The sequence below is a fragment of the Companilactobacillus huachuanensis genome, from assembly GCF_005404815.1.
Classification (GTDB): domain Bacteria; phylum Bacillota; class Bacilli; order Lactobacillales; family Lactobacillaceae; genus Companilactobacillus; species Companilactobacillus huachuanensis.
The window spans coordinates 90321-114417 of sequence record NZ_BJDF01000004.1; the positions used below are offsets into that span (position 1 = coordinate 90321).

Consider the following 24097-nt stretch of genomic DNA (forward strand, 5'->3'; position numbering starts at 1 on the left):
ATACAGTTAAACCTATTTGTATGCGATTCCGGAAATATATTAGTATTCGTAAATAATTAATTGATTGTCAATATAATTTGCCATATATACTTCAGCAACATCCAAATTACGCTTTTTTAACTCCATTTCGAGCCAATCATTATCTTTATGAATATTGCCTAATTCATCAGCATCAATCTTGCCGTCCAAGATAATTGGATACTTAATACTATCCTCATTTTTCATAACTAGTGTTAATTGACCGTTACGTTCAAAAACTGCACGTTTAACATTTCGAACATCCATAACCCCAGCTTGACGCAGTTTAAAGGATAAATCATTTGCGGATAGACCATTACGTAACGCTAAATTGACATCAATTTTGCCATTTTTTATAATTAATTGCGGTGTTCCTTCAATCACTTTTTTGAACAAATTATTGTGATTGGTCAAAAACTTAGCGACAAATACAACCATTGTCCAAATCAATAAAACGAGGGAAAATTGCAAAATTGTAATACTGGAGTTGTAAATCATACCTCCGACGATCCCACCAAGAACATAATTTTGAAGCTGATCAATCGCACTAGTCGGCGCAATATTTCCGCGTCCAAATAGATTTATCTGCAAAACCATGAATAGGAATCCAATAATAAACTTTAACGTTAAATCTCCATACGAAAGAACCATTTTCTCACCTACTATCTACTTTAGGACAACGACCTTCAAACTTTAATTCTTAATTAACCAAAGGTTGAAAGGTGAAAAGTTAATATAACTATTGTTGTTACAGGCCTAGAGCTAATTTATTTAAATAACAGAAATCTTCATTTTACTGTTCCTGCTATAAAGATAAATTAGTTGGAAAAGCTGAGAGTATTCATTTACACCACCGGGCGTGTTGGAGACTCGCGGGTTTGCGAGGCTTCAACCGAGGCTCGAGACCGCTCTTTGGCTCGGGCCGTTCCGCGCAGCAATTGAATACTCTCAGCTCTGGAGACGGCATACTTAATTAAACTTTCAACCTTTAGTTAATTAATTTAATCTTTTGTGAACTGATAATGCTTGCCTTGGTCAGTGTATAACTACTCTGATTATTATCGAAACTGACCCGATAAATATTATCACCTGACTTAATCAACATACCTTCGTTCAAGCTAGAACTATTTGAATAAAGATTTTTCGTTGAAAGGTTCTTATCCTTAACTACAGAACGCATCAACTCCAAAGTCTGATTAGTTTTATTGTTAACATCAAGTTGTTGTTCATAATTATTGTAATTAATACCAATAAACAGAATTATTCCAAAAGCAAAAATTATCAACAGGTCCCGATACTTATTATTCGAGCGATTCTTAAAGTACAAAAGACTAGTTATGAAAATAGCAGCTGCCAAAATTATAATTCCTATAATAAATAAGAAATTAGGTTCATTATTATGATCAATCAAATATTGATAAGAATAAAAATTCATATAAGCCCCCTCATTCATTTTTATACGTCCAGTATAGCAAAGAAAGTATTCTCCATAACCTATGTTAACTTTCACATTACTTACCTTCTTTGCTTGCGCACACAACAGATAAGTTTCATAATACATAAAAGTTAATAATTTTTATAAGGGGTGATGATTTTGAATAATAATTCCAATCTTTGCACTTGGCTAAATATGAAACACTTCGAAAATGACATTCAAATTAAGTTAGAAAAATCTTTAATTAAATATGATTTATCACCTGTCGAATTCAGCTTTCTCCACTATCTATATAATCAATATGATTGCAAAGCAACTCTATTAGAAATCAAGGATTCATTAAAACTCAGTTCTGCTGCTGTCTCCCGTATGGCGGTTAGACTGGAAAAGAAAGATTGCAAACCTATCACTCGCTACCACAGTGACAATAATCAAAAAGAAATTTGTTTAAAAATCACCGATTCAGGTATTAAGCATTTCAAAGAAGCAGCTATTGTAGTTGATGCAGTTTTAAACGAATTCTTTACTAGTTCAGACTTCTTAGATTTGAGAGATATGATTTTAAGCACAAATATTCAAACTGAAAGTTAAATCAGCCGTCTCAGGAACTGGGGCTCGAGACCGCCCTTTGACTCGGGCCGTTTTGCGCATCTATTGAATGCACTCAGCTCTGGTAATGGCATACTTACCTAAATTTCAACCTTTAATTACTAACTGAGGGTTGAAAGGTGAAAAAGTGATATAAACATTGCTGTGACAGTCCTAAATTCAATTTATTTAAATGGCAAAAGAACGCAATCGGACATTCTTATTTTTAAAAAACTAGTTGGAAGAGCTGAGAGTATTCATTTGCAGCGAAAGTGGCGTTATTGCTTTAGCAATTACACCACCGGGCGTGTTGAAGACTCGCGGGTTTTGCGAGGCTTCAACCGAGGTTCGAGACCGCACTTTGGCTCGGGCCGTTCCGCGCAGCAATTGAATACTCTCAGCTCTGGAAACGGCATACTTAACTAAACTTTCAATCTTTAGTTACTAACTAAAAAAAGAGAAGTTACTTTACACTTAGAAAACTGGAATTTTCAAGTGTGAAATAACTTCTCTTTTTTTATCAATTACTGAAATAGACACCACTGTCATCTATTAATCCTGCCAAGGAAATTTCAGACTAATATTCTGATTAAATTTCTCTTGTTTCATCAACTTAGCCAATCTCTCAGCCTGTCTTTCATGATATCCGCTACAAACATACTCTGCTTCATCATTGTCTGGTAAAACTCCTGGTAAAACAACGTCTTTATCCGTTACAACGAAGGTTGAAAAACATGTTAAACCTAAAAATCTTTTACCAGTCTTCAAGTGTTCACCAATAATTTTAGTGAACACTTCGATTGAACGACTTCCCACACCTGAAACATATGATTCAGTACACATTGAATCCTGTAATCCAAATGGCAAGATGAAATTCACTTGATCAATTGACGCTGTGACTGTCTCGATTCTAGCCACACGTGACGCCGCTATGGATGAATTATCATCGATAGTCATTAATGTTCTACCACCGAAAACTGTATTATGTTCATTCAAATCAGATGAAAAAACTCGATGATTGCTTATTGAAAGTGTTTGACTACATTTAATTGTTTCCATTAGTTGACCGCCTTTATTTTAAAAAATAAGCCATAATCAATAATTGATTACGGCCTATTTTCTTATTTATCATTCGATAACTGATCCCTCCCGGAATCGAACCGGGGACCTACTGCTTAGGAGGCAGTTGCTCTATCCAACTGGGCCAAGGGACCATAAAGCACACTTATTATTCTAACTCAAAAAGTGTGCAGATACTAAACTAATCTTGTTTCTTATGGAAACTTCGTTTTCCTTTATTCTTTTGATCACGTAAACGTTTCTTAGGTTTAGCTACCTTAGCCTGTGGCTTTGTAGCGTTATGACGCTTAGTCTTATCAAAAACAGGCTTCTTTGAAAGCTTACCTTCATGATCAACGTAAGCCTTAGTAATGTCAGCTTCAACCATATCCTGCAAGTTTCTCATATCGTGACTGTTACCAAAGGTAATCACATTTCCGCTCTTACCCATTCTACCCGTACGTCCCGAACGATGAATATATTCACTGTCATCTCGAGGCATCATGTAATTGACAATCATATTAATATCATCAATATCCATACCACGGGCAGCTACGTCGGTCGTTAACATCAAATTAACTTTTTTCGTTGAAAATAATTGTAACGCCGTTTTACGTTGCTGTGAAGACATCTTACTATCAAGTGCCACAAAATTAGTCTTATTGTGATTCATGTCACTGATAGCCTTATGAAGTGAACGTGAATTGCTGAAGAAGACAATCCCCAAGAATTTCTTGTTGTGAGCCAGTTCTCTCAAAATAGCATTCTTGATGAATTCATTATTCGCATCAACAAAGTAATGTTTGATACCAGCTGTATAACTTGTATCTTGTCGCTGATCGATTACTAGAAATTCTTGTCCAAACCATTTATGCATATCTTGGAAAATATCATTCCCCGTAGCTGAGAAGAACGTCATTTGTACATCAGCAGGCATTTGTGAAATTGTACTTCGAACACTTTCAAGTTTGGATTCATTCAACATTTCATCAGCTTCATCGACTATTACTGTATTGATTTTACCCAACTTTACTTTACGCGATTCGACCAATTCGTTCAATCGTCCTAAGGTTGCAACGATAATTTCGGGTTTCTCTTTTAATTTCTTCAACTGACGTGTGGGATTGGCACCACCTGTTAATGCCTGAACCTTGCAATCAATCAACTTAGCAAGTGGTTGAATCACATCACGAACTTGCATGGCCAACTCTTGTGAAGGTTCCAAAATCAAAACTTGAAGTCCATCTTTAGGAACCAAAGTTTCTAACATTGGCATTACAAAACCTAGTGTTTTACCTGAACCAGTTGGTGCCATGGCTACTAAGTCTCTGCCTTCTTTAAAAGGCATATAGACTGCTTCTTGAATTTTCGTCAATGTTTCAAATTGATTTTCTTTAAAGTAGTCTTGATATAATTTTGGTATTTCCAATTTATTTTTCCTCATCTGCATCAAAAACAAGTCCGGCGCTTGTTCTTGCTTGTTCTAGAATTCTATTTACTGTTCTGGCGTATTTTAATAGTTTATCATAAGTTACTTGATCCTTTTGGATCATTATTCTAGCAAACTCATCTGCTTCAGAATCCATGGGGTTTTCAGCCTTCAATGCTGGCACATCAGTAATATTCTTATTGTCATCTGCCCAATCCAAGTGACTAATATCGCCACCGTTATCTAATAACAAGGTATCGCGACCAAAGTAAATTTCTGAAGACATATATGAATTCTTAGTCTTTCCGATAATAATGTTGACATCGAAGTTAGCATATTTCAAAGTCAAAGAGCCGCTACCATCAACTCCAGACGTCAAGAATTCAGCGTCATAATCAACTTTTTCAGGCTGTCCAAATAATACAACGGCGTCATAAACGGTATAAACTCCTAAGTCATACAAAGCCCCACCTGAGAACTTGGTTGTAAACACATTGGGATTCTTACCAGCTAAATAAGCGTCATAACGGCTCGAATACTTCATATAAGAGAAGCTTGCACCACTTAAATTAGTACGATTTTTGTCGACGATTTCTTCAATTTTCTTAAAAATTGGTTCATGAATATGTCTAGCCGCTTCAAACAAATACAGACCCTTTTCATGTGCTAAATTATCCAACGTACTAAACTCTTTAATAGTTGAAGTACTTGGCTTTTCAACGATAACATTTTTGCCATTCTCCAAAGCCTGCTGAGCTTGAATAAAATGTAATCCATTTGGTGAAGCAATGTAGACTGTATCGAAATCCTTCTTAAAGAAAGTATCTAAATCGGTACTAATTTCAATATCTTTCTTCTTCAAATCCTCAATAAAGCTCTCAGCTTTCGCTTCTGTACGTGAGTAAACACTTGTTAAAGCAAAGGTTTTTGTTTCATCCGCTGCCTTAACAAATTGTTCTGTGATCCAGTTTGTTCCTATTATTCCTAAACTAATCATAAAATCACCTCTATGTTTAATTTTACTGATATGTAAGCGTAATTACCAACAAAAAAATACTCGAATTTTAATAATATGGTATATAATTTTGTTTTATACCATTTGAGGGGGTACCTTTTTTCAATGAGCAATGAAAAAGATAAATTTAGTCTGAAAAGAGATCTTGGTTTCTTTCCAGCACTATCAACAGTAATGGGTCTTGTAATCGGAGGGGGAGTTTTCTTTAAAATCTCCAGCGTTACAGCCACTACTGGATCAGCCAGTTTAACTATTTTCGTATGGCTTTTAGCTGGTTTTATTACAATCAATGCCGGATTAACAGTGGCTGAATTAGCTTCTGCATTGCCTGTTGCCGGCGGAATTTACAAATATATCGAATATATTTATGGAAAAGTTCCTGCTTTCTTACTGGCTTGGGCTCAATCGGTTATTTACTATCCAGCTGGAATTTCCGCACTTTCGATTATCTTTGCCACCCAAGTGTTAAATTTATGCAATCTTCCTAAAGTTTGGCAAATACCCATTGCTATTACCTTGGCAGTCTTTTTATTTGCCGTCAATCTTTTAGGCGCTAAAGTCGGTGGACGAATTCAGTCAATTGCCTTGATTGCCAAATTAATTCCAATCATATTGATAATTATCGTAGGAATTTTCACACCAGCAACCCATCCTGTATCACTCTTCCCAGTTACATCAGGCAGTCATTCTGACTTTTGGTCATCAATGGGCGGTGGTCTTTTAGCAACAATGTTTGCTTTTGATGGCTGGATGAATGTTGGTAACCTAGCCGGAGAAATGAAGAAACCTGAGAAGGACTTGGCAAAATCAATTATTGTGGGATTATTTTTTATCACTTTGATTTATGTTCTAATCAGTTTTGTTTTCATCAAATCGTTGCCTTTTCACCTGATTCCTGGAAATCAAAATGCTGCCTCTGAGGCTGCAATTAAAATTTTTGGAGAAATTGGTGGGAAAATTGTTACGATCGGTATTTTGATTTCGGTATTTGGCTCTGTCAATGGCTATACAATGACCGGATCACGTGTAAGTTACGTCCTAGGTACTGATGATGAAATCGTCTTTTCAAAATTCTTTGGAACATTGACTAAAAAAACTCGCGTTCCTGCCAATGCTGGAATTATTCAAACTATTATTGCCATAATAATGATTTTCATGGGTAGTTTTGATTACCTCACTGACATGCTAGTTTTCGTAATGTGGATTTTTTCAATGATGATGTTCATTGGCGTATTTATCCTTCGACGCAATGAACCAGATTTAAAGCGTCCTTATAAAATTAGTTTTTATCCAATTCCACCAATTATTGCTTTATTAGGTGGTGGCTATATCATTATTTCTACCTTGATACGTCAACCTGGTTTGGCCTTTATGGGTATCGGAATTACACTACTCGGTTTACCAATTTATTATATTCATTATTTTTATAAAAAAAGGTCGCTTTGATGGCGGCTTTTTTTTTTGAAGGTTATAATTTTCTTGAATATCATTTGAAACGAATTGCAGGTGTTTTCATGAAAGTTCAATTCAACAACAAACTTGAAGAGCGTTTAGTTCGAGGGACTCTTAAAGTTCAAAAATTATTAATTTATCGAATTATTCAACGAACTTTATTATTAATCTTTCCCTTTGCTTTATTTGGAAGTTTTATAAAAATAATTCAGACGATTGTCCTGGGTAAAGAGGGCTTCCTGACTGATGTCTTTCCAACATTTAACAATGACTATATTTATCGTTTGATCGAAAATATTGCAAACGCCTTGTATAATCTTTCACTCGGCTGGGTATCTGTCATTGCTATTTTTGGAGCAGCCAAGTATACGGCCAAATATTATCATCGTGACGATCAGTTGGCTGGTATCACCGCTATAAGTTCCCTTTTAATTATGGATTATGCTTATTCTAAAGTGCAGCCTTTCTCGTTTCATCCAAATATCTTAGGCATGCGGGGACTTCTTTTTGCCATTGTATCTGGAATGATTATCGGATGGATTTTCAAAAAATTTAGTCGTCCAGCCCCAAATCTTGAAAAAGGCCAGCCAACGACAGGCATTCTAGAAAGAACTTTTATCTCTTTGAAACCAATTATTATTTCTTTAATTATCGCAATTATTTTCAGCACTTTGATTAACGTAACTTATTATTCAGAAGCGCCTGGAAACTTTATTAATGCTCTTTCTACGGAATATACTTCAAGTAATAATTGGACACAATTAGGAAAAACATTAATTTTCTCCATCTACACATTAATCATGTCATTCTTCGGTTGGTCGGGAACATACTCGGCTCTTGGTATGGAAAAAATGGACGTCTTATCAACTATTAACTTGAATTACGCCCTCCAAAAGCACACCGCTTGGAACGCTCCAAATCCATTCACCAGTTCAACACTTTATCATGCTTTTGCTACATTTGGTGGAACCGGTTCAATTCTGGGATTGATCATTGCTATTCTAATCGTTTCAAAAGATAAAGACTTTCAAACTGTTGCTCGTTGGGCAATGATACCTAGTGTTTTCAACATCAGTAGTGGCGTTATAACGGGTATACCGGTCCTCTTCAATGTTATTTTTCTGATTCCATTTCTCTTAGCGCCCTTGGCCAATATGCTGATGGCCGCTATCGCTATAACATTACACTTAATGCCACCGAGTGTTTATCCTGTTCCAGTTGGTACTCCAGGGCCCCTGATTGCCTTTATCGGTACTAATGGCAGCTGGCAAGCCCTGGGCTTCTCTATCTTGGCGATAATCATTTCGGTATACATCTATATACCTTTTGTTAAAATGGCCGCTAAGGTGAAATTATTAGACAATCCTGGTATTGAAGAAGGTGAAGTCTAATGCGGATGCAACTTCGTAATTTAAGACAAAACAAAAATTTCAAATATCTACTGAGTCTGTTTATCATCTTGATACTTCTTGGTGTCCCTTCATATATGTGGACCAAAAGTAACGTTTCGACCTTGGCTGGACGATACAATTCACCAATGTCACCCGTCATTATGATTCCCGGAAGTAGTGCTTCTGCCAACCGTTTTGATGATTTGGTTAAAACAATCAATCGTCAATACGGCGAGCATCACAGTCTTCTTAAGATGACTGTTCACACCAATGATTCGATCACATACACTGGTAGCATTCGTCCAAATGATACCCGGCCCTTTATCGTTGTTGGCTTCGAAAATAATAAGGATGGTTATGCCAATATCAAGAAACAGGCGGCTTGGTTTAATTCAGCTTTCAATAAACTCAAGTCGCGTTATCGTTTCAATAACTTCAATGCCTTTGGACACTCCAATGGTGGTCTAATTTGGACCTACTTCTTGGAACACTATTTTGACGACTCAACAATTACTGTCAATCATATGTTAACTGTTGGTACGCCTTACAATTTTGAAGAAAAGAACACTTCCAATCGGACACAGATGCTGAACGATTTAGTTAAAGATCGAAATAAGATTCCCACCAGTTTGACCTACTATTCAGTTGCCGGAACGCAGCTCTATACAGACGATGGTATCGTTCCGCTTGGTAGTGTTGACGCTGGTAAATATATTTACGAAGGTCATATCAAGCGTTATACATTGATCACTCTAACTGGTGACAAAGCACAGCATTCTGATATGATTGCCAACACTCAATTTATCGATATTTTCCATCAGTACATTGTTGGAAATGGTATAAACAATTCAGGCAATAGTCGAACAAGTAAGAAAGTCCCTGATCCTCAACCATAATTAACTTGTATTAAGTCTATTTTTTAAATACAATTAGCATATGGTATATATAGACTGGCAACTAAGCTTTGTAGCGAATTTCTTTATGCTATTTGCTATTTTACAAATGCATCGCTACTTTTTGAATTCATTTAATATAGGACATTTAATATCCGATGTAACCGTTTCTTTAATATTTGGTTATATCGGATTATTTGTTGATGATATCTTTATTTTATTATTCGTCTGCTTCATTCTGCTATGCAATTGGCTTTGGAATAAGGGTAAGAAATTAGATATGCAAAAGTCGATTTCACTAGTAATGGCGGCTAATTTCGAAACAGTCTTATTCAGTTTAGCGACATATACAGCTCGAATTATCTTCTTCGTTGCATTAAATGAATGGAAATTACAAATTTTAGAGGAGTTCCAACAAAATTTCATTCTCGTTTCCATACTGATAAATGCTATCTATATCATCTTGTTTTTATTATTGGCCAATTTTTATCGGGCCGCTACGGTAAAATTATGGATTCAAGTCGAACAATACCACCTCGGTAAAAGGGTCTTCACGATGTCTTTCAGCGTCTTTGTGGCATTCATGGTCATTCTACTGATTAGTGATCTACAATCCGTTACAGCGACATTACAGGCTATTATCCTAGTAGTTTTCACTGTAATCATCACATTGACATATCGCCAACTGATTTTTTTCGTAAAAACCATTGCCATTCAACGTCAAGCTCAAGCAAAAGTTATTTATAACAAACAACTAAACGATTATTTAACCAGTGTACGTCAACAATATACCGACTTGCGTAAGTTCAAACATGATTTTCAAAACATAATGTTATCAATGAAAACATTTGTTGACCAAAGTGACTCTAAAGAATTAAAACAATACTACCAAGATATCGTTCAGTCTCAGGCTAAGCTACTCCCAACTGACAGTGGCAATATTGCCCAAGCTCAAGTTATCGACAGCGATATGATCCGCGGAATATTAATTCAAAAATTTTTTCTTGCTCGGAATCAAGGCATTAATTTTCAACTAGAATTAACTAAAGACAATTATCATTTTACAAATGATATCTTAATTATCGTCAGAATTTTGGGAATTCTCTTAGACAATGCTTTTGAATATGTACAGACGATTGATGAAAAAAACGTCACTTGTGCCATCACTCAAGACGATAATATTACAGAGATCACTGTCGACAATCCTGTTAAAGGTAGCTTGAATTTCAAAGATTTTTTCCAAACTGGTTACACGACCAAAGAAAATCATACGGGATTTGGTCTATCAAATACTCGCCGTTTAATCTCAGAAACTGATAATCTATACTTAGAAACTAAAATTATTCATGGTCATCTGTTGATGACTTTAATTATTGTAGGGGGTGATTAAGTGTTTCCAGTTTATTTACTCGAAGACAACTCCATTCAACGCCAGAAATACGTGGAATTTATTCAGAATGGTATTTTGATAAATGATGCCAATCTCGAATTAAAGTCAACTTCTGATTCAGTTGAAAAATTCTACCAAGATTATGTACCTAAAGAACAAGGCCTATATTTCTTAGATATGGAAATTCGTGATGATAAATTTGCTGGCCTGAATATTGCCGAGAAAATTCGTAAGGATGATCCGATGGCCCAAATTGTTTTTATCACCACTCACGACGAACTGTCCTTAACCACATTGGAGCGCAAAATTGCCCCCATGGATTACATTTTGAAGAATAAAGGTCTAGATGAAATCAAGCACCGTATCACCGACGACATCGAAATGGCACAGAATAATCTTCAAAAATACAGTCACTCTTCCAAAAATCTATTGGATTATAAAATCGGCAGTCGTTATTTTTCAATCATGATGGACGATGTCATTATGTTGTACACCCAAAAGGACGTCCCCGGTCGAATATTCATTGTCACAAAAAATCAGTTAGCCGAATTCAGCGGCTCATTGAACACCTTTGAAACAGACTATCCTAGCCTATTTCGTTGTAATCGAAGTTATTTAGTTAATCTAGATAACGCAACGACATACGACAGTCACTCAAGAACATTATCATTTATTGATAATTCAACCTGTGAAGTTTCATTCCGTAAAAGTAAGGAGCTAACTCGATTACTTTCTAAAAAAAAGAATTAACTTCCACATAGAGGATCTTCAAATGCGTAAAAGCGTTTCAGGGTCCTTTTTATTTTGGACATATTTAACTATCTTCACACGTCATCTGAACTTACGAATCCCAAAAAAAGATACCCAACCACCAAAGGTCAAGTATCTATCTATTTTCGTCCAACTAATCTATCCAAACTAACTTCATAAACATCAGCAAACCGCATCATCATATAGATATCGGGAGTTCTCGTGTTGTGTTCGTATTTTGAAATCGTCGTAATATCGACATGCAACATTTTAGAAACTTCACGTTCCGATAAATTACATCTTTTTCGACAACTTCTCAAGTTATCACCTAAGAAAACTTTTTCATGATTCATGATATCCCTCAATTCTTACTTATGACAATATTATATTTCAGAAAGAATAGTAAAAGCATAGATTGTCTTTAAACGTATCGATTTTCCCGATTAACGTAAAGAAACAAGTGTTTGAACACCATAAATCAATAAAAATGCTGCAAAAGCCAAGCTTGCAATCGTCGCAATCAATGCAAAAATCAACGGACTAGATTGTTTTTTTAGATTATTAAAATATTGTTTTGAAACATAGATTTGCCAAATACCAATTAAAATAGCACCTATTCCAAAAATTAATTTCATAATAGTTATCTTTCTGCCACTTTAGGCTTATTTAATTATTAAAGGCTGAAGGTTAGATTAAGTATACCCTTCCAGAGATAAGCGTCTTACTCTCTTTTGGAAATAAATAAACTGACTTTGATAATATCACAGCAACATAGATATTAAAGTTAAAGTTTCATCATTCAGCCTTTATTAAATTCAATCTTTATCTAACATTCTTGTAATCACTATCATTGTTAACGGCATACTTTATAATACCTGAAGGTTGAAAGGTGAGAAATTAATCTAACCTTTATTATTACAGGCTTAGAGCTGATTTATTTAAATAAGCAGAAGTTTTTACTTTACTGTTCCACCATTAAAAAAAAATAAACTAGTTGGAAGAGCTGAAAGTATTCATTTGCCGCGAAAGTGGCGTTAGGACTTTAGTCCTTACACCACCGGGCGTGTTGGAGACTTACCGGTTTTTGGTAAGGCTTCAACCGAGATTCGAGACCGCCTTTTGGCTCGAATCGTACCGCGCAGCATATGAATACTTTCAGCTCTGGAAACGGCATAATGCATCAAACTTTCAACCTTCAGTTATTATTATAAAACCATAATACATTGGTCTCTGCGACGGAATTCTACTTCAATGTAAGTTTAGTAACACATTCAATATGGTTTGTCATTGGGAACATATCAACTGGAGTTACATCTCCAATTTCATATGTATCACTTAATAATTCCAAATCACGTGCCAAAGTGGCAGGGTTACAACTGATATAAACGATACGTTTTGGTTTGATATTCTTCAATGAATCAATCAATGAATTAGCCAAGCCTTTACGTGGAGGATCAACCATCAAGACATCAACTGAAACTTCATTCTTAGCCCAATCATTCAAGACATCTTCAGTCTTACCAACAATGAAATCAGTATTAGTAATATTGTTCAATTTAGCATTTTGGTCGGCATCTTTAACGGCATCTTCAATAATTTCGATACCAGTAACATGCTTAGCCTTATTTGCCAATGAAAGTCCAATTGTACCAATTCCTGAATAAGCGTCGACAACATTTTCCTTACCTGTCAATTCAGCCTTATCAATAGCTAATTTGTAAAGGTTTTGAGTTTGAACGGGATTAACTTGGTAGAAGGATTTTGGTGAAATACGATACTTGTGTCCCAAAATTTCATCATCAATATACTTCTTACCACCAAGTAATGTCATCTTTTGACCCAAAATAACGTTAGTATTCTTTGAATTGATGTTCAAGAAAACTGATTTGATTTCAGGATTGATTAAGATTTCTTTGGTGATGTCCTTATAGTGAGAAATATCAGGAGTTCTTGAAACTAGAACAACCATCATTTCACCTGTAAAGTAAGCGCGGCGAACCATAATTGTCTTGATTTGTCCCTTTTGATTTTGTTCATCAAAACCACGAACGTTATACTTACGCAAAATATCACGAACACGGATGATTTCAGCGTCAATTTTAGGATCTTGAATTAAGAAGTTTTCCATAGGTACTAAATCATGTGAACGACGACGATAGAAACCAGTTGTCAATTTACCATTGACTTGGCGAACTGGAACTTGTGCCTTATTACGATAATTGAATGGTGATTCCATTCCTAAAGTATCGTTAACAGTAATATCCTTCAAACCGATCTTATTAAAGTCTGTAACAACTTGGTTGTGTTTGAATTCTAGTTGCTTGTCATACTTCAAGTGGCTCAATGGAGCAATTCCTGTTTGAGCATAAACTGCATCGATATCATGAACTCGATCAGGTGACTCTACTAAAACTTTAAGCGTCTTGGCAAAGCCAAAGTTCTTATTCACACGTGTGATAACGGCTTTAACTTTTTCACCTGGCAATGCATTGTCGACAAAAAGTGTGAAATCATCAACTTTAGCAACACCTTTACCTTCATACGAGAGGTCTTGGATGTCTAATTCTATTTCTTGGTTCTTCTTCAAATTTGGTTTTTCCATTTTTCACCTATACATAGAAAAAAGAAGTGTCCAAAATCGATACACTTCCTAATTCTTATTTATTTATCTGTTTCTTTATCATTATCTGATTTATCTGAATCAAGGTTTTTTTCTTCTTCAATAATCTTCTCACCAGCATCTTTTTCGCTGAGAGTTGATGTATCAATTGCTTTGAGTGGTATTGAATCAACATTAGCGTAAATATTTAAATGGTTATGCAAGTTAGTAAATTCCATCGGAGCATCCCCACCATATTCACCATCAAGGTTGACCATGACCCGGTTTTCGTCGTTTGCTTTAACACTGATTTTTTTAGTCTTCGTGTAAATAACCTTGGGATTATAGACATGACGACCACCATTTAGAACTAAGGCAATCAAATGTACTAAATCACGCAAATTAGTTTCCTTCACGATAATCAATGAGAAAGTTCCATCACCAATGACTGAGTTGGGAGCAATTTGTTCCATTCCACCAATTGAATTAGTCAATCCAATTAGAAACATCGTTGCCTTCCCATCAAAAATACCGTCGTCATATTCGATGTGCATGTCAATAGGACTGATACGAGGTAACATTTCTGCACCTTTTACCAAGTAGGCCAAGTAACCCAAAATTGATTTATAAGCTGAAGGCACTTCATAAGTCAATTCGGTCATCGACCCACCGCCAGCGATATTAATAAAGTAACTCTTGCCAGCTTGTCCAATATCAACTGGTAACTTCTGACCTTTCAATATCACTTTGGCAGCCTCGACAACATCATCACGAGGAATCTTCAAAGCTCGGGCATAATCATTCGTTGTTCCGGCCGGAATAATTGCCATTTCAGGACGGTGCTCCAAATCGGCAATTCCGTTAACAACTTCATTGATTGTTCCATCACCACCAGCAGCAACTATTAAGTCAAAGCCCTCTTTAGCTACTCGTCTGGCTTCATCTTTAGCTGAGTTTTTTTTCGGTGTCGTTCGATAAGCACTAGCCTCATAACCAGCTTTTTCAATAATATTCAAAATGTCTCCAACATTACTGTTCATGGTCTCGTGACCTGAAGTTGGATTATATATAAGTCTAGCCCGCATATCTTTCCCTCACTAACGACTCTTTAACTCTGCCATCAAAATCTTATTAACAACCTTAGGATTAGCTTGACCATGAGTTTGTTTCATGATTTGACCAACCAAGAAACCAACGGCACGATCTTTACCATTCTTAAAGTCATCAATTGATTGTTGATTATTATCTAAGATTTCTAAAATAATTGGCTTCAAAACATCTGGATCAGATTCTTGGACAAGTCCTTTAGATTTAACCCATTCCTCAGGTTCTGTTCCGTTGCTAATAGTTTCTTGGAAGACCTTCTTAGCAATCTTCGAAGAAATTGTTCCATTAGAAATCAAGTTGATCATCTTAGCAAGATGTTCAGGTGTCAACTTAGTATCAAGCAAGCCAATCTTCTTATCATTCAAGTAAGCATTAACTTCACCCATCAACCAGTTAGAAACTAGTTTTGGATTAGCATCGTAGCCAACCGCTTCATCAAAGAAATCAGACATTTCCTTAGTGTCAGTCAAAACCCCGGCATCATATTCAGGAATTCCTAATTCATTGATATAGTGATTACGTCTAACACTAGCTGTTTCTGGCAAGCTAGCTTTGATTTCAGCAACCCACTCTGGAGAAATTTCATAGTCTGGTAAATCTGGTTCTGGGAAGTAACGGTAATCATCCGCACCAGATTTAACACGCATTAAGAATGTTTCGCCAGATTTTTCATCAAAACGTCTTGTTTCTTGACCAATCGTGCCACCCTGTTTAAGGATAGCAGCTTGACGCTTCTCTTCATAAGCTAGACCTAATCTAACGTGATTGAATGAGTTCAAGTTCTTCAACTCAACTTTAGTACCATATGTATCTGATCCAACTGGACGAATTGAGATATTAGTATCAACACGCATTGAACCTTCTTCCATCTTAACATCAGAAGCACCAGTAAATTGAATAATCTTACGAAGATTTTCAAGATATTGATAAGCTTCCTCAGGAGACTTCATATCAGGTTTTGAAACAATTTCGATCAATGGTGTTCCTTGACGGTTCAAATCGACGTAAGAATAACCATTATTACCGTGGGTATTTTTACCGGCATCTTCTTCAACATGAAGTTCTTCAATACCAATACGCTTCTTTTCGCCATCAACTTCAATTTCGATATAACCATCGTGACCCAATGGTTTGTCTTGTTGAGTAATTTGGAAAGCCTTAGGATTATCTGGATAGAAATAATTCTTACGGTCAAAGTGAGTGTGGTTTTCGATATCAGCGTTCAAAGCTAATCCGACCATAACACCGAGCCGGTAAGCATTTTTATTTACAGTTGGCAATGTTCCTGGAAAACCAAAGTCAATAACGTTGGTATTGATATTAGATTCAGCACCATAAGCAACTGGTGAAGGACTATACATTTTGGACTTAGTCTTTAATTCAACGTGGACTTCAAGTCCGATAGTTGTTTCAAAATTCATTAGTCTTCCCCCTTGAGTGCAGTTGGTATTTGTTCATAAAATTTATTTTCTTCTTGTAAAGCATAGGCAGCATTTAAGACATCTTGTTCAGCAAATGGCTTACCAATAATTTGTAGACCAACAGGCATCCCATCGGCCAAACCAGCAGGAACTGAAGCGGCTGGCAAACCAGCTAAGTTAGCAGGAATTGTCAAAATATCGTTCATATACATAGCCAATGGATCATCAACTTTTTCACCAATCTTGAAAGCAGGTGTAGTCGTTGAAGGTCCCATAATTAAATCGTAATCTTTTAAAACATCATTCATTTCATTGATAAAAATAGTTCTAACTTCAGCAGCCTTTTTGAAGTATGCATCATAAGCACCAGCTGATAGAGAGAAAGTACCAAGCATGATACGACGTTTTACCTCGTCACCAAAGCCCTCTGAACGAGAGTTAACGAACAAATCCTTGATGTTCTTAACATCTTTTGCACGATAACCATATCTAACACCATCATATCTTTGAAGGTTAGATGAGGCTTCACTAGATGCCAAGACATAGTAAACTTCAACAGCATGCTTCAATGTTGGAAGACTAACTTCCTCGACTGTAGCACCCATCTTCTTGTAAGCTTCAAGAGCCTTGTTAACGTTATCAAGTACATCAGGATGAGTTCCTTCATGCCAAAATTCCTTTGGAACAGCAATCTTAACACCATGCATATCCTTATTCAAGTCAGCGCGGTAGTCAGGAACATCCTTATTTGAACTTGTTGAATCTTTGTCATCATGACCAGCAATAACTGAAAGAACAGTTGCTGAATCTTCGACACGTTTTGACATAACACCAACTTGGTCAAGACTTGAAGCAAAGGCAATAACACCCCAACGAGAAACACGACCATAAGTTGGTTTGATACCAAAAATACCATTGAAAGCAGCAGGTTGTCTGATTGAACCACCAGTATCTGTACCTAGAGCGGCAACAACTTCACCAGCAGCAACTGCAGCAGCAGAACCACCTGAAGAACCACCAGGAACACGGCTGAAGTCCCAAGGATTAACTGAAGTTCCATAATATGAAGTTTCAGTTGATGAACCCATGGCAAATTCATCCAAGTTAGTCTTACCAACGTTAATAGCACCGGCAGCAGCTAATTTTTCCATAACTGTCGCACTGTAAACGGGCATGAAATTGTAAAGGATTTTACTTGCAGCAGTAGTTTTGATTCCGTTGGTCACGATGTTATCCTTGATTCCAATTGGAATACCAGCTAATAAATCATTGAAACCTTCAGCGTCAACTTTTTTAGCATCTTCGGTAGCTTTGTCATTAACAGTAATAAAAGTATTGAGCTTTTCAGCGTCGTCTTTGATATTGTCTAAAGCTTGGTTTGTAAGAGCTTCAGCAGTTATGTCTTTGTTAACTAACTTCTCGTGCAAAGAAGCAATTGTCTCTTTCTTGATATCCACTATTCAGCATCCTCCTTGTCAACAATTGTTGGAACTTTGATAAGGTTATCTTCAACTTCGGGAACATTTTCAAGCATTTGTTCTCTAGTTTGAGTATGAATACCTATATCTTCACGGAAGACAGAGTTAGTGTCAGCCATATTGTAAGTTGGTTCAACACCAGTTGTATCAACTGATGATAAGTTGCTTTCCATACCAACGATTTTATCTAGTTGGCTAACAAAACTATCAACTTCATCATCTTGGAATTTTAAATTAGCCAAAGTGGCAACGTGTAAAATTTCATCTTTTGAAATCATTTGTTTCTCCTTTTTAATCTGCATTATAAACGTGTGAGTAGAACTTACCACCCGTACGTGTGACAACCGCTTGTTGTTCATCAACAGTTTGAATAGTAATATCCAGATCTGCTCCTGATGGCAAGTACTTTTGAGCACTCGTCTGAACAAACTGCGTGAAACTTGTTATTTGAGCTAAACCATCAAATTGGGTATTGATCGTAATATCCATTGATTTTAGACTAGTTCCATCGTAATGTGCTTGAGCGGTAACTCCGGAAAGATTAGGGAAGTAATTTTGAATATGTTCCTTAAAGTTAGCAAAAGCATCAGAATCACTGCTGCTAATAGCTGTATCGCCGTTAACAGTTGGTAACATTTGATCCTTATAACCTAAATCACTCCAATTACCTAAAGCATCACTCTTGCTATATGAGTATTGGAAATACGTTCCACCCACTAAAGTATCTTCTGGGGCTACGGAATATAAGCCGACAACAATTGGAATATTACCGACTTTACTATCTTTACGCAAGCGTTGAACAACTTCCTTGGCAATACGTTCGCCTTGAGCCTTTTGATCTTCTGTAGAAATTGTTGTCTTGTATGTAGCGCCATATTGCTTCTTTTGGTAATAATCAATCTTGTTCATTGCGATACCGATCGACATCCCAGCCAATTTATATTTTCCATTTTGTTTTTGAAGATAATCTTCTTCAAGCATCTGTTGGAAATACATTGGTGTTCGTTTATTAGCATCAGTTGATCCATTGGAGGCGGGATTTAATCCTGATGCATTTTTACTGGATTTACGTCCCAACCAATCAGTGACAGTGCTAGCACTCAAAACTTGACCTTCTTGGAAAACATATGAGTTTGTTGAAAATTGTTTCTTCGACAAGGTCATAAGTCCACTTTCGAAACTTCTACTATTGAACTGATTGCTATTATCAGCAGCAGTAAGTCCAGAAATGGGACTAGTTTTATATTTTCCACCACTTAATAAAACATCGTAGTTGCTTGAATCAGACGATGTGGTTGTCTGAACTGAACTCTTTGAAGAATCACCACCACCTGATGACAAACTGGAATCTTGTAAGTTTCCACAGGCAGCCAACAACAATGAGCACATCAGCAGTAACGATGTAGTTTTTAAGAATTTTTTCAAAACTGTTCTCCTACTCTTTGGCATCATCTAAATATTCAGACAATGTTGCTTCATCAATAATCTGTGTTCCCAATTGTTGTGCCTTAGTTAATTTACTGCCGGCTTTTTCACCTGCAATCAACATGTCAGTTTTTTTAGTAACCGACCCCGTAACCTTAGCACCGAGATTTTCAAGTGTCTCGGCCAATTGTGAACGTTTATAATTTTGCAATGTTCCGGTTATAACAATTATTTTATCAGTAAAGTGACTATTTGTTTCATTAGAATTTGAACTACCGATAAAATTCATATTAATATTTACTGATTTTAGTTCATTAATAAGCTTTTTAACATCATCATTCGCAAAATAAGTTGCAATACTATCAGCAATTATCTCACCCATTGTATTTACTTCAAGGATTTCTTCTATGGAAGCGGACATCAAATTATCCAAGCTACCAAAATTCTCGGCCAGAATTCGACCAGCTTTGGCTCCAACATGTCGAATTCCAAGGCCAAAGATCAAACGTTCAACCGAATTGCTCTTCGAGTTATCAATGGCTGTTAATAAGTTGTTGATAGATTTTTCTTTGAATCCATCTAACGTTTCTAAATCTTCAGTCGTCAATTTATAAATATCAGCGACATCTTGTACTAATTTTTTCGTATAAAGTTGCTCAATGATCTTGGGACCCAAGCCATCAATATTCATAGCATTTCGAGAGGCAAAGTGCGTCAACTGTTCTTTGACCTGAGCAGGACACTTAGGATTAATGCAGCGTAGTGCCACTTCATCTTCCAAATGGATCAACTCGGAATTGCAATACGGGCAATGTGTTGGAATCTCAGCAGGTACAGAATCTTTGGGACGTTTGCTCAAGACAACTTGTGAAACTTCAGGGATGATATCGCCAGCTTTATGTAAAAGTACGGTATCACCAACTCGGATATCCTTTTGACGAATCATATCTTCGTTATGCAAGGTTGCTCGAGAAACGGTTGTTCCGGCTAATTGAACTGGATCCATTACGGCTGTAGGTGTTAAAACCCCAGTCCGGCCAATCGTCCATTCAATATCATTAACTATTGATTCAGCTTGTTCCGGTGGAAACTTATAAGCAATTTCCCACCTTGGTACTTTGACAGTATTACCAAGTTCTCTTTGAATGGCTAAATCATTTACCTTCAAAACAACCCCATCAATACCATAATCAAGGTCGTCACGGACATCACCGTATCGGTCGATAAATTCTTTAACACCCTTCAAACCTGTTGTAACTTCTGCCGTTGGATTAACGTTGAAGCCAAGCTCTTTCAATGTTTCCAAAGCTTCATGTTGCGTTGAAACATTCAAGTCATCGAAAGTTACGATTGTATACATGAATGTATCCAGTTTTCTCGAAGCAGTGACCTTAGGATCTAGCTGACGTAAACTACCAGCAGCCGCATTTCTAGGATTGGCAAAAACTTGTTGTCCTTCATTTTCACGCTCTTGATTCAAACGCAAAAATTCCTTCTTTGACATGAAACATTCACCACGCACTTCAAACGACAACGGACGACTAAGCTTCTGGGGAATATCCTGAATAGTTTTAACATTCTCCGTTACATTTTCACCAATTGTTCCGTTCCCACGAGTTGAGCCTTGTACCAAGATACCATTTTCATAAATAAGTGACAGTGATAAACCATCAATTTTTAATTCAACATTATAATCGACCTCATGTCCAACATTTTTTTCAATTCGATCGTTAAATTCTGCTAATTCAGCCTCAGAAAAAACATCTCCCATCGACAACATGGGAATATCATGAGTTACTTTGTTGAAATCAGGTAGTGTAACATCACCGACTTGCTGTGAAGGTGAATCTGACGTTACCAAATCAGGGTATTGCTGTTCTAATGCCAATAATTGATTGTAAAGTTTATCGTACACGTTATCTTCAACAACGGGTGCGTCCTTGGTGTAGTATGCATCACGCCATTCATTCAATTGAGGACGAATCTTCGCTAATTCTTGATTAGCTTGTTCTTTTGTTAAATCTGCCATGATTTCACCTCTTAATTAATCAGTAACTTTTTTAATGGGGGCATATTCAGCTAAAAGACGTTTGACACCTTCACTCTTGAAAGCTACGTCTAATTCAGCATTATTACCGGCACCATTAACTTTAACGACTGTACCCTGGCCCCATTTCTTATGTTCAACTTTATCGCCAACAGTCCAGCTTAATTTTTCAGCTCCAGAAGCACCTTTAGCCTTTAAAGTCGGTGATTGGAACGAGGCGGTTGTTGCAGCAGCACGACGACGTTTGCTAAATGGCAGGCTCCGTTCACTTGGACGACCAATATTACCAGCATTGCTGTTGACGCGGTCAATCGCATCATCTTTAATTTCTTCAACAAAACGTGAGGTAGCATTGTTTTGTAGACGACCATAAAGCATCCGGCTGACGGCGTTAGTTAAATAAAGGCGCTTTTCAGCACGAGTGATACCAACATAAGCTAGTCGACGCTCCTCTTCAAGATCATCTTCCTTAAGTAATGAGCGGCCCAGTGGGAAAATTCCTTCTTCCATACCAACTAGGAAGACAACTGGGAATTCCAAACCCTTAGCAGCATGCAATGTCATCAAAGTGATTTCTTGTTGATCTTCTTCAATTTGATCCTGATCACTGACCAATGACAATTCAGTTAAGAAAGTTGTCAAACGTGTTTCATCAATTTCTGGATCTGGCTCATAACCTTGATCAAATTGAGTCGTAACAGTCAAAAGTTCTTCAATATTTTCTACACGTGCTTGCGATTCCAAGTTATTTTGTTGTTTCAAATCTTCAATATAACCGGAATCCTCTAATAAGTGATCCATCAGAATTGTCATTGACTGATCTTTGGCCAACTCAGTTAAATCATCAATTACTTTGGCAAAACCACCGATAGTCTTACGAGGACGAGCGGCTAATGGTGAAAGCTCAATGTTTTCAGCAGCCTCTAGTAATGACCAGTTGTGTTCATCAGCGTAAGCTTGTAATTTTTCAATCGTACCAGGCCCGATACCACGCTTAGGACTATTGATAACCCGTTGGAAACTCATTGAATCTTCATGGTTAGCAATTAGACGTAGATAAGCTAAAATATCTTTAATTTCCTTACGATCGTAGAATTTGTGACCACCAATAATCTTGTAAGGCATATTGGCTTGCATCAATTTCTCTTCAAATGTACGTGATTGAGCATTTGTTCGATATAATAAGGCAAAATCACCGTAATTGAAGCCCTCAAGTAATAAATTCTTAACTTGGTCAATGACATATAAGGCTTCATCAGATTCATTTTGTCCACGATAGAATTTAATCTTGTCGCCATCTTGATTATCAGTCCACAAATCCTTAGGCTTCCGGTTACCGTTGTTGTTGATAACCTCATTAGCAGCTTTCAAAATCGTCTTAGTTGAACGATAATTTTGTTCCAATTTAATAGTGGTTGCTTCTGGATAATCTTTTTCAAAATTCATAATATTTTGAATATTAGCACCACGCCAACCATAAATGCTCTGATCAGCATCACCAACAACACAGACATTGCGGTACTTGGCACCTAATTGTTTAACAAGTTTGTATTGAGCTTCGTTGGTATCCTGATACTCATCAACGTGAATGTATTGAAATTTTTCTTGATACTTTTCCAAAACGTCAGGACATTTATCAAATAATTCACTTGTTTGCATGATCAAGTCGTCAAAATCAAGTGAATTGTTACGTTCCATTTCCTTGGCATAAACGTCATAAACACTGGCAACAGTCTGTTCGAATGGTGTAGCAGCCACCTTGGCATATTCAGCAGGTGTTTGCAATTCGTTCTTAGCATTACTGATTGTTCCTAAGATAGCACGCGGATCATAACGTTTAGGATCCAAGTTCATTCGTGTCAAAATCTGCTTCATCAAAGTTCGTTGTTCACCTGGATCTGCGATGGTGAACGTCTTAGGCTTGCCCATCTTATCAAAATCTCTTCTTAAAATTCTTACACAAAGAGAGTGGAAAGTTGAGACCCAGACATCATTTGCTGACTCATCTAGCAACTTACCAATTCTTTCCTTCATTTCCTTAGCAGCCTTGTTAGTAAAGGTGATTGCTAAGACATGCCAAGGCATGATATTTTTTTCTTCAATCAAATAAGCCACCCGGTGAGTTAAAACTCTTGTTTTACCTGAACCGGCGCCGGCCATGATCAAAAGTGGTCCTTCTGTTGCCTTAACCGCGTCTTGTTGCTCGGGGTTAAGACCTTTTAGCATCGTATCGTCCAATTTTAAAATCCCTCAAATCTCTGTGTAAAAAGTTTTAGTTGTAACTAAAATAGCTGTTTATATTGTAGCAAATTTTTCCGCTTAGAGCGAAAGACAACTCGCTAAAGTTGAACATATGTTCCATATTTTGGTGTCGTCTAAGGATACAAGAAATTCTACCCGCGGTGAGACCGGTGCGAGCCAAGGTCTCGTACTGCGGGTAGAATTTCTTGTATCCATCGACTAGTTTTTTTAGCTTTAACTTTATTTTTTTGGCTATTATTTTTTCCATATAAATTCATAATCAAATAATGCGTGGTGCCAGTTGACCATTTATCAAAAGTATTCAAATCAATAATATTTTGGAATTTAAAATAGAATGG

Annotated in this window: 21 protein-coding genes and 1 tRNA gene; 6 read left to right on the forward strand and 16 right to left on the reverse strand. The window is 36.7% G+C overall.

The features are described 5' to 3' along the window. Window positions 1-39: 39 nt before the first annotated feature. Both FFM71_RS03470 and FFM71_RS03475 read right to left on the reverse strand, forming a co-directional pair. A complete protein-coding gene (locus tag FFM71_RS03470) occupies window positions 40-669 on the reverse strand; it encodes a DUF421 domain-containing protein (RefSeq protein ID WP_137610807.1) in 630 nt (209 codons plus the stop codon). A gap of 337 nt (window positions 670-1006) precedes the next feature. Continuing rightward, entirely contained in the window at window positions 1007-1453 is a 447-nt protein-coding gene (locus tag FFM71_RS03475; protein WP_137610808.1) for a DUF3290 family protein, read from the reverse strand. Window positions 1454-1612: 159 nt separating this feature from the next. Here FFM71_RS03475 and FFM71_RS03480 point away from each other — a divergent pair, with 159 nt between their 5' ends. Continuing rightward, the gene (locus FFM71_RS03480; RefSeq protein WP_171000459.1) at window positions 1613-2044 is read left to right on the forward strand and encodes a MarR family transcriptional regulator; all 432 of its coding nucleotides are present in this window, start codon (window positions 1613-1615) and stop codon (window positions 2042-2044) included. 549 nt (window positions 2045-2593) lie between these two features. Here the strand turns inward: FFM71_RS03480 and FFM71_RS03485 are convergent. The 4 genes from FFM71_RS03485 to FFM71_RS03500 all read right to left on the reverse strand — a co-directional run bounded on the left by FFM71_RS03485 (window position 2594) and on the right by FFM71_RS03500 (window position 5526). Then, on the reverse strand, window positions 2594-3100 hold the full coding sequence (locus FFM71_RS03485; RefSeq protein ID WP_137610810.1) for an acyl-CoA thioesterase: 507 nt from the start codon (window positions 3098-3100) through the stop codon (window positions 2594-2596). Window positions 3101-3181: 81 nt separating this feature from the next. Continuing rightward, window positions 3182-3255 (reverse strand) — tRNA-Arg (locus FFM71_RS03490). Between the two features lie 47 nt (window positions 3256-3302). Then, window positions 3303-4529: a DEAD/DEAH box helicase gene (locus FFM71_RS03495; protein WP_137610811.1), complete on the reverse strand. Its 1227-nt coding sequence runs from the start codon at window positions 4527-4529 to the stop codon at window positions 3303-3305. Window position 4530: 1 nt separating this feature from the next. After that, entirely contained in the window at window positions 4531-5526 is a 996-nt protein-coding gene (locus FFM71_RS03500; RefSeq protein ID WP_137610812.1) for a Gfo/Idh/MocA family protein, read from the reverse strand. A 123-nt stretch (window positions 5527-5649) separates the two neighbouring features. Between FFM71_RS03500 and FFM71_RS03505 the strand changes: the two genes are divergently transcribed. From FFM71_RS03505 to FFM71_RS03525, 5 genes are all read left to right on the forward strand, one after another. After that, on the forward strand, window positions 5650-6990 hold the full coding sequence (locus FFM71_RS03505) for an APC family permease (RefSeq protein WP_137610813.1): 1341 nt from the start codon (window positions 5650-5652) through the stop codon (window positions 6988-6990). Beyond that, window positions 6990-8387 (forward strand): PTS transporter subunit EIIC, encoded by a 1398-nt coding sequence (locus FFM71_RS03510; RefSeq protein ID WP_223876470.1) that lies wholly within the window; start codon window positions 6990-6992, stop codon window positions 8385-8387. Before FFM71_RS03505 ends, FFM71_RS03510 begins: the two co-directional genes overlap by 1 nt. Beyond that, window positions 8387-9283, forward strand: coding sequence for an alpha/beta hydrolase (locus tag FFM71_RS03515; RefSeq protein ID WP_137610814.1), 897 nt, complete (start codon window positions 8387-8389; stop codon window positions 9281-9283). The genes FFM71_RS03510 and FFM71_RS03515 overlap by 1 nt, the downstream gene beginning before the upstream one ends. Before the next feature lie 85 nt (window positions 9284-9368). Then, window positions 9369-10670 carry a sensor histidine kinase gene (locus FFM71_RS03520; protein ID WP_171000460.1) on the forward strand — a complete coding sequence of 434 codons (1302 nt, stop codon included), beginning with the start codon at window positions 9369-9371 and terminating at the stop codon, window positions 10668-10670. Further along, window positions 10671-11420 (forward strand): response regulator transcription factor, encoded by a 750-nt coding sequence (locus tag FFM71_RS03525; RefSeq protein ID WP_137610816.1) that lies wholly within the window; start codon window positions 10671-10673, stop codon window positions 11418-11420. Window positions 11421-11560: 140 nt separating this feature from the next. On the opposite strand, the gene FFM71_RS03530 is transcribed toward FFM71_RS03525, so the two are convergent. From FFM71_RS03530 to pcrA, 10 genes are all read right to left on the reverse strand, one after another. Next, the gene (locus FFM71_RS03530; RefSeq protein WP_137610817.1) at window positions 11561-11773 is read right to left on the reverse strand and encodes a helix-turn-helix domain-containing protein; all 213 of its coding nucleotides are present in this window, start codon (window positions 11771-11773) and stop codon (window positions 11561-11563) included. A 90-nt stretch (window positions 11774-11863) separates the two neighbouring features. Next, window positions 11864-12055 (reverse strand): hypothetical protein, encoded by a 192-nt coding sequence (locus FFM71_RS03535; RefSeq protein ID WP_137610818.1) that lies wholly within the window; start codon window positions 12053-12055, stop codon window positions 11864-11866. Between the two features lie 608 nt (window positions 12056-12663). After that, window positions 12664-14022, reverse strand: coding sequence for a 23S rRNA (uracil(1939)-C(5))-methyltransferase RlmD (gene rlmD / locus FFM71_RS03540; protein ID WP_137610819.1), 1359 nt, complete (start codon window positions 14020-14022; stop codon window positions 12664-12666). 59 nt (window positions 14023-14081) lie between these two features. Then, window positions 14082-15104, reverse strand: a complete 1023-nt coding sequence (locus FFM71_RS03545) for a diacylglycerol kinase (protein WP_137610820.1) — start codon at window positions 15102-15104, stop codon at window positions 14082-14084. A 12-nt stretch (window positions 15105-15116) separates the two neighbouring features. Beyond that, window positions 15117-16547, reverse strand: a complete 1431-nt coding sequence (gatB, locus tag FFM71_RS03550; protein ID WP_137610821.1) for an Asp-tRNA(Asn)/Glu-tRNA(Gln) amidotransferase subunit GatB — start codon at window positions 16545-16547, stop codon at window positions 15117-15119. Beyond that, complete coding sequence (gatA, locus tag FFM71_RS03555; RefSeq protein ID WP_137610822.1) at window positions 16547-18004, reverse strand: Asp-tRNA(Asn)/Glu-tRNA(Gln) amidotransferase subunit GatA; 1458 nt, start codon at window positions 18002-18004, stop codon at window positions 16547-16549. Before gatA ends, gatB begins: the two co-directional genes overlap by 1 nt. Next, window positions 18004-18303: an Asp-tRNA(Asn)/Glu-tRNA(Gln) amidotransferase subunit GatC gene (gene gatC, locus FFM71_RS03560; RefSeq protein WP_137610823.1), complete on the reverse strand. Its 300-nt coding sequence runs from the start codon at window positions 18301-18303 to the stop codon at window positions 18004-18006. The genes gatA and gatC overlap by 1 nt, the downstream gene beginning before the upstream one ends. 13 nt (window positions 18304-18316) lie before the next feature. Continuing rightward, window positions 18317-19450, reverse strand: a complete 1134-nt coding sequence (locus FFM71_RS03565; protein WP_137610824.1) for a CamS family sex pheromone protein — start codon at window positions 19448-19450, stop codon at window positions 18317-18319. Between the two features lie 10 nt (window positions 19451-19460). Continuing rightward, window positions 19461-21479 (reverse strand): NAD-dependent DNA ligase LigA, encoded by a 2019-nt coding sequence (gene ligA / locus FFM71_RS03570; RefSeq protein WP_137610825.1) that lies wholly within the window; start codon window positions 21477-21479, stop codon window positions 19461-19463. Window positions 21480-21494: 15 nt separating this feature from the next. Next, window positions 21495-23723, reverse strand: a complete 2229-nt coding sequence (pcrA, locus tag FFM71_RS03575) for a DNA helicase PcrA (RefSeq protein WP_137610860.1) — start codon at window positions 23721-23723, stop codon at window positions 21495-21497. Between the last annotated feature and the right edge of the window lie 374 nt (window positions 23724-24097).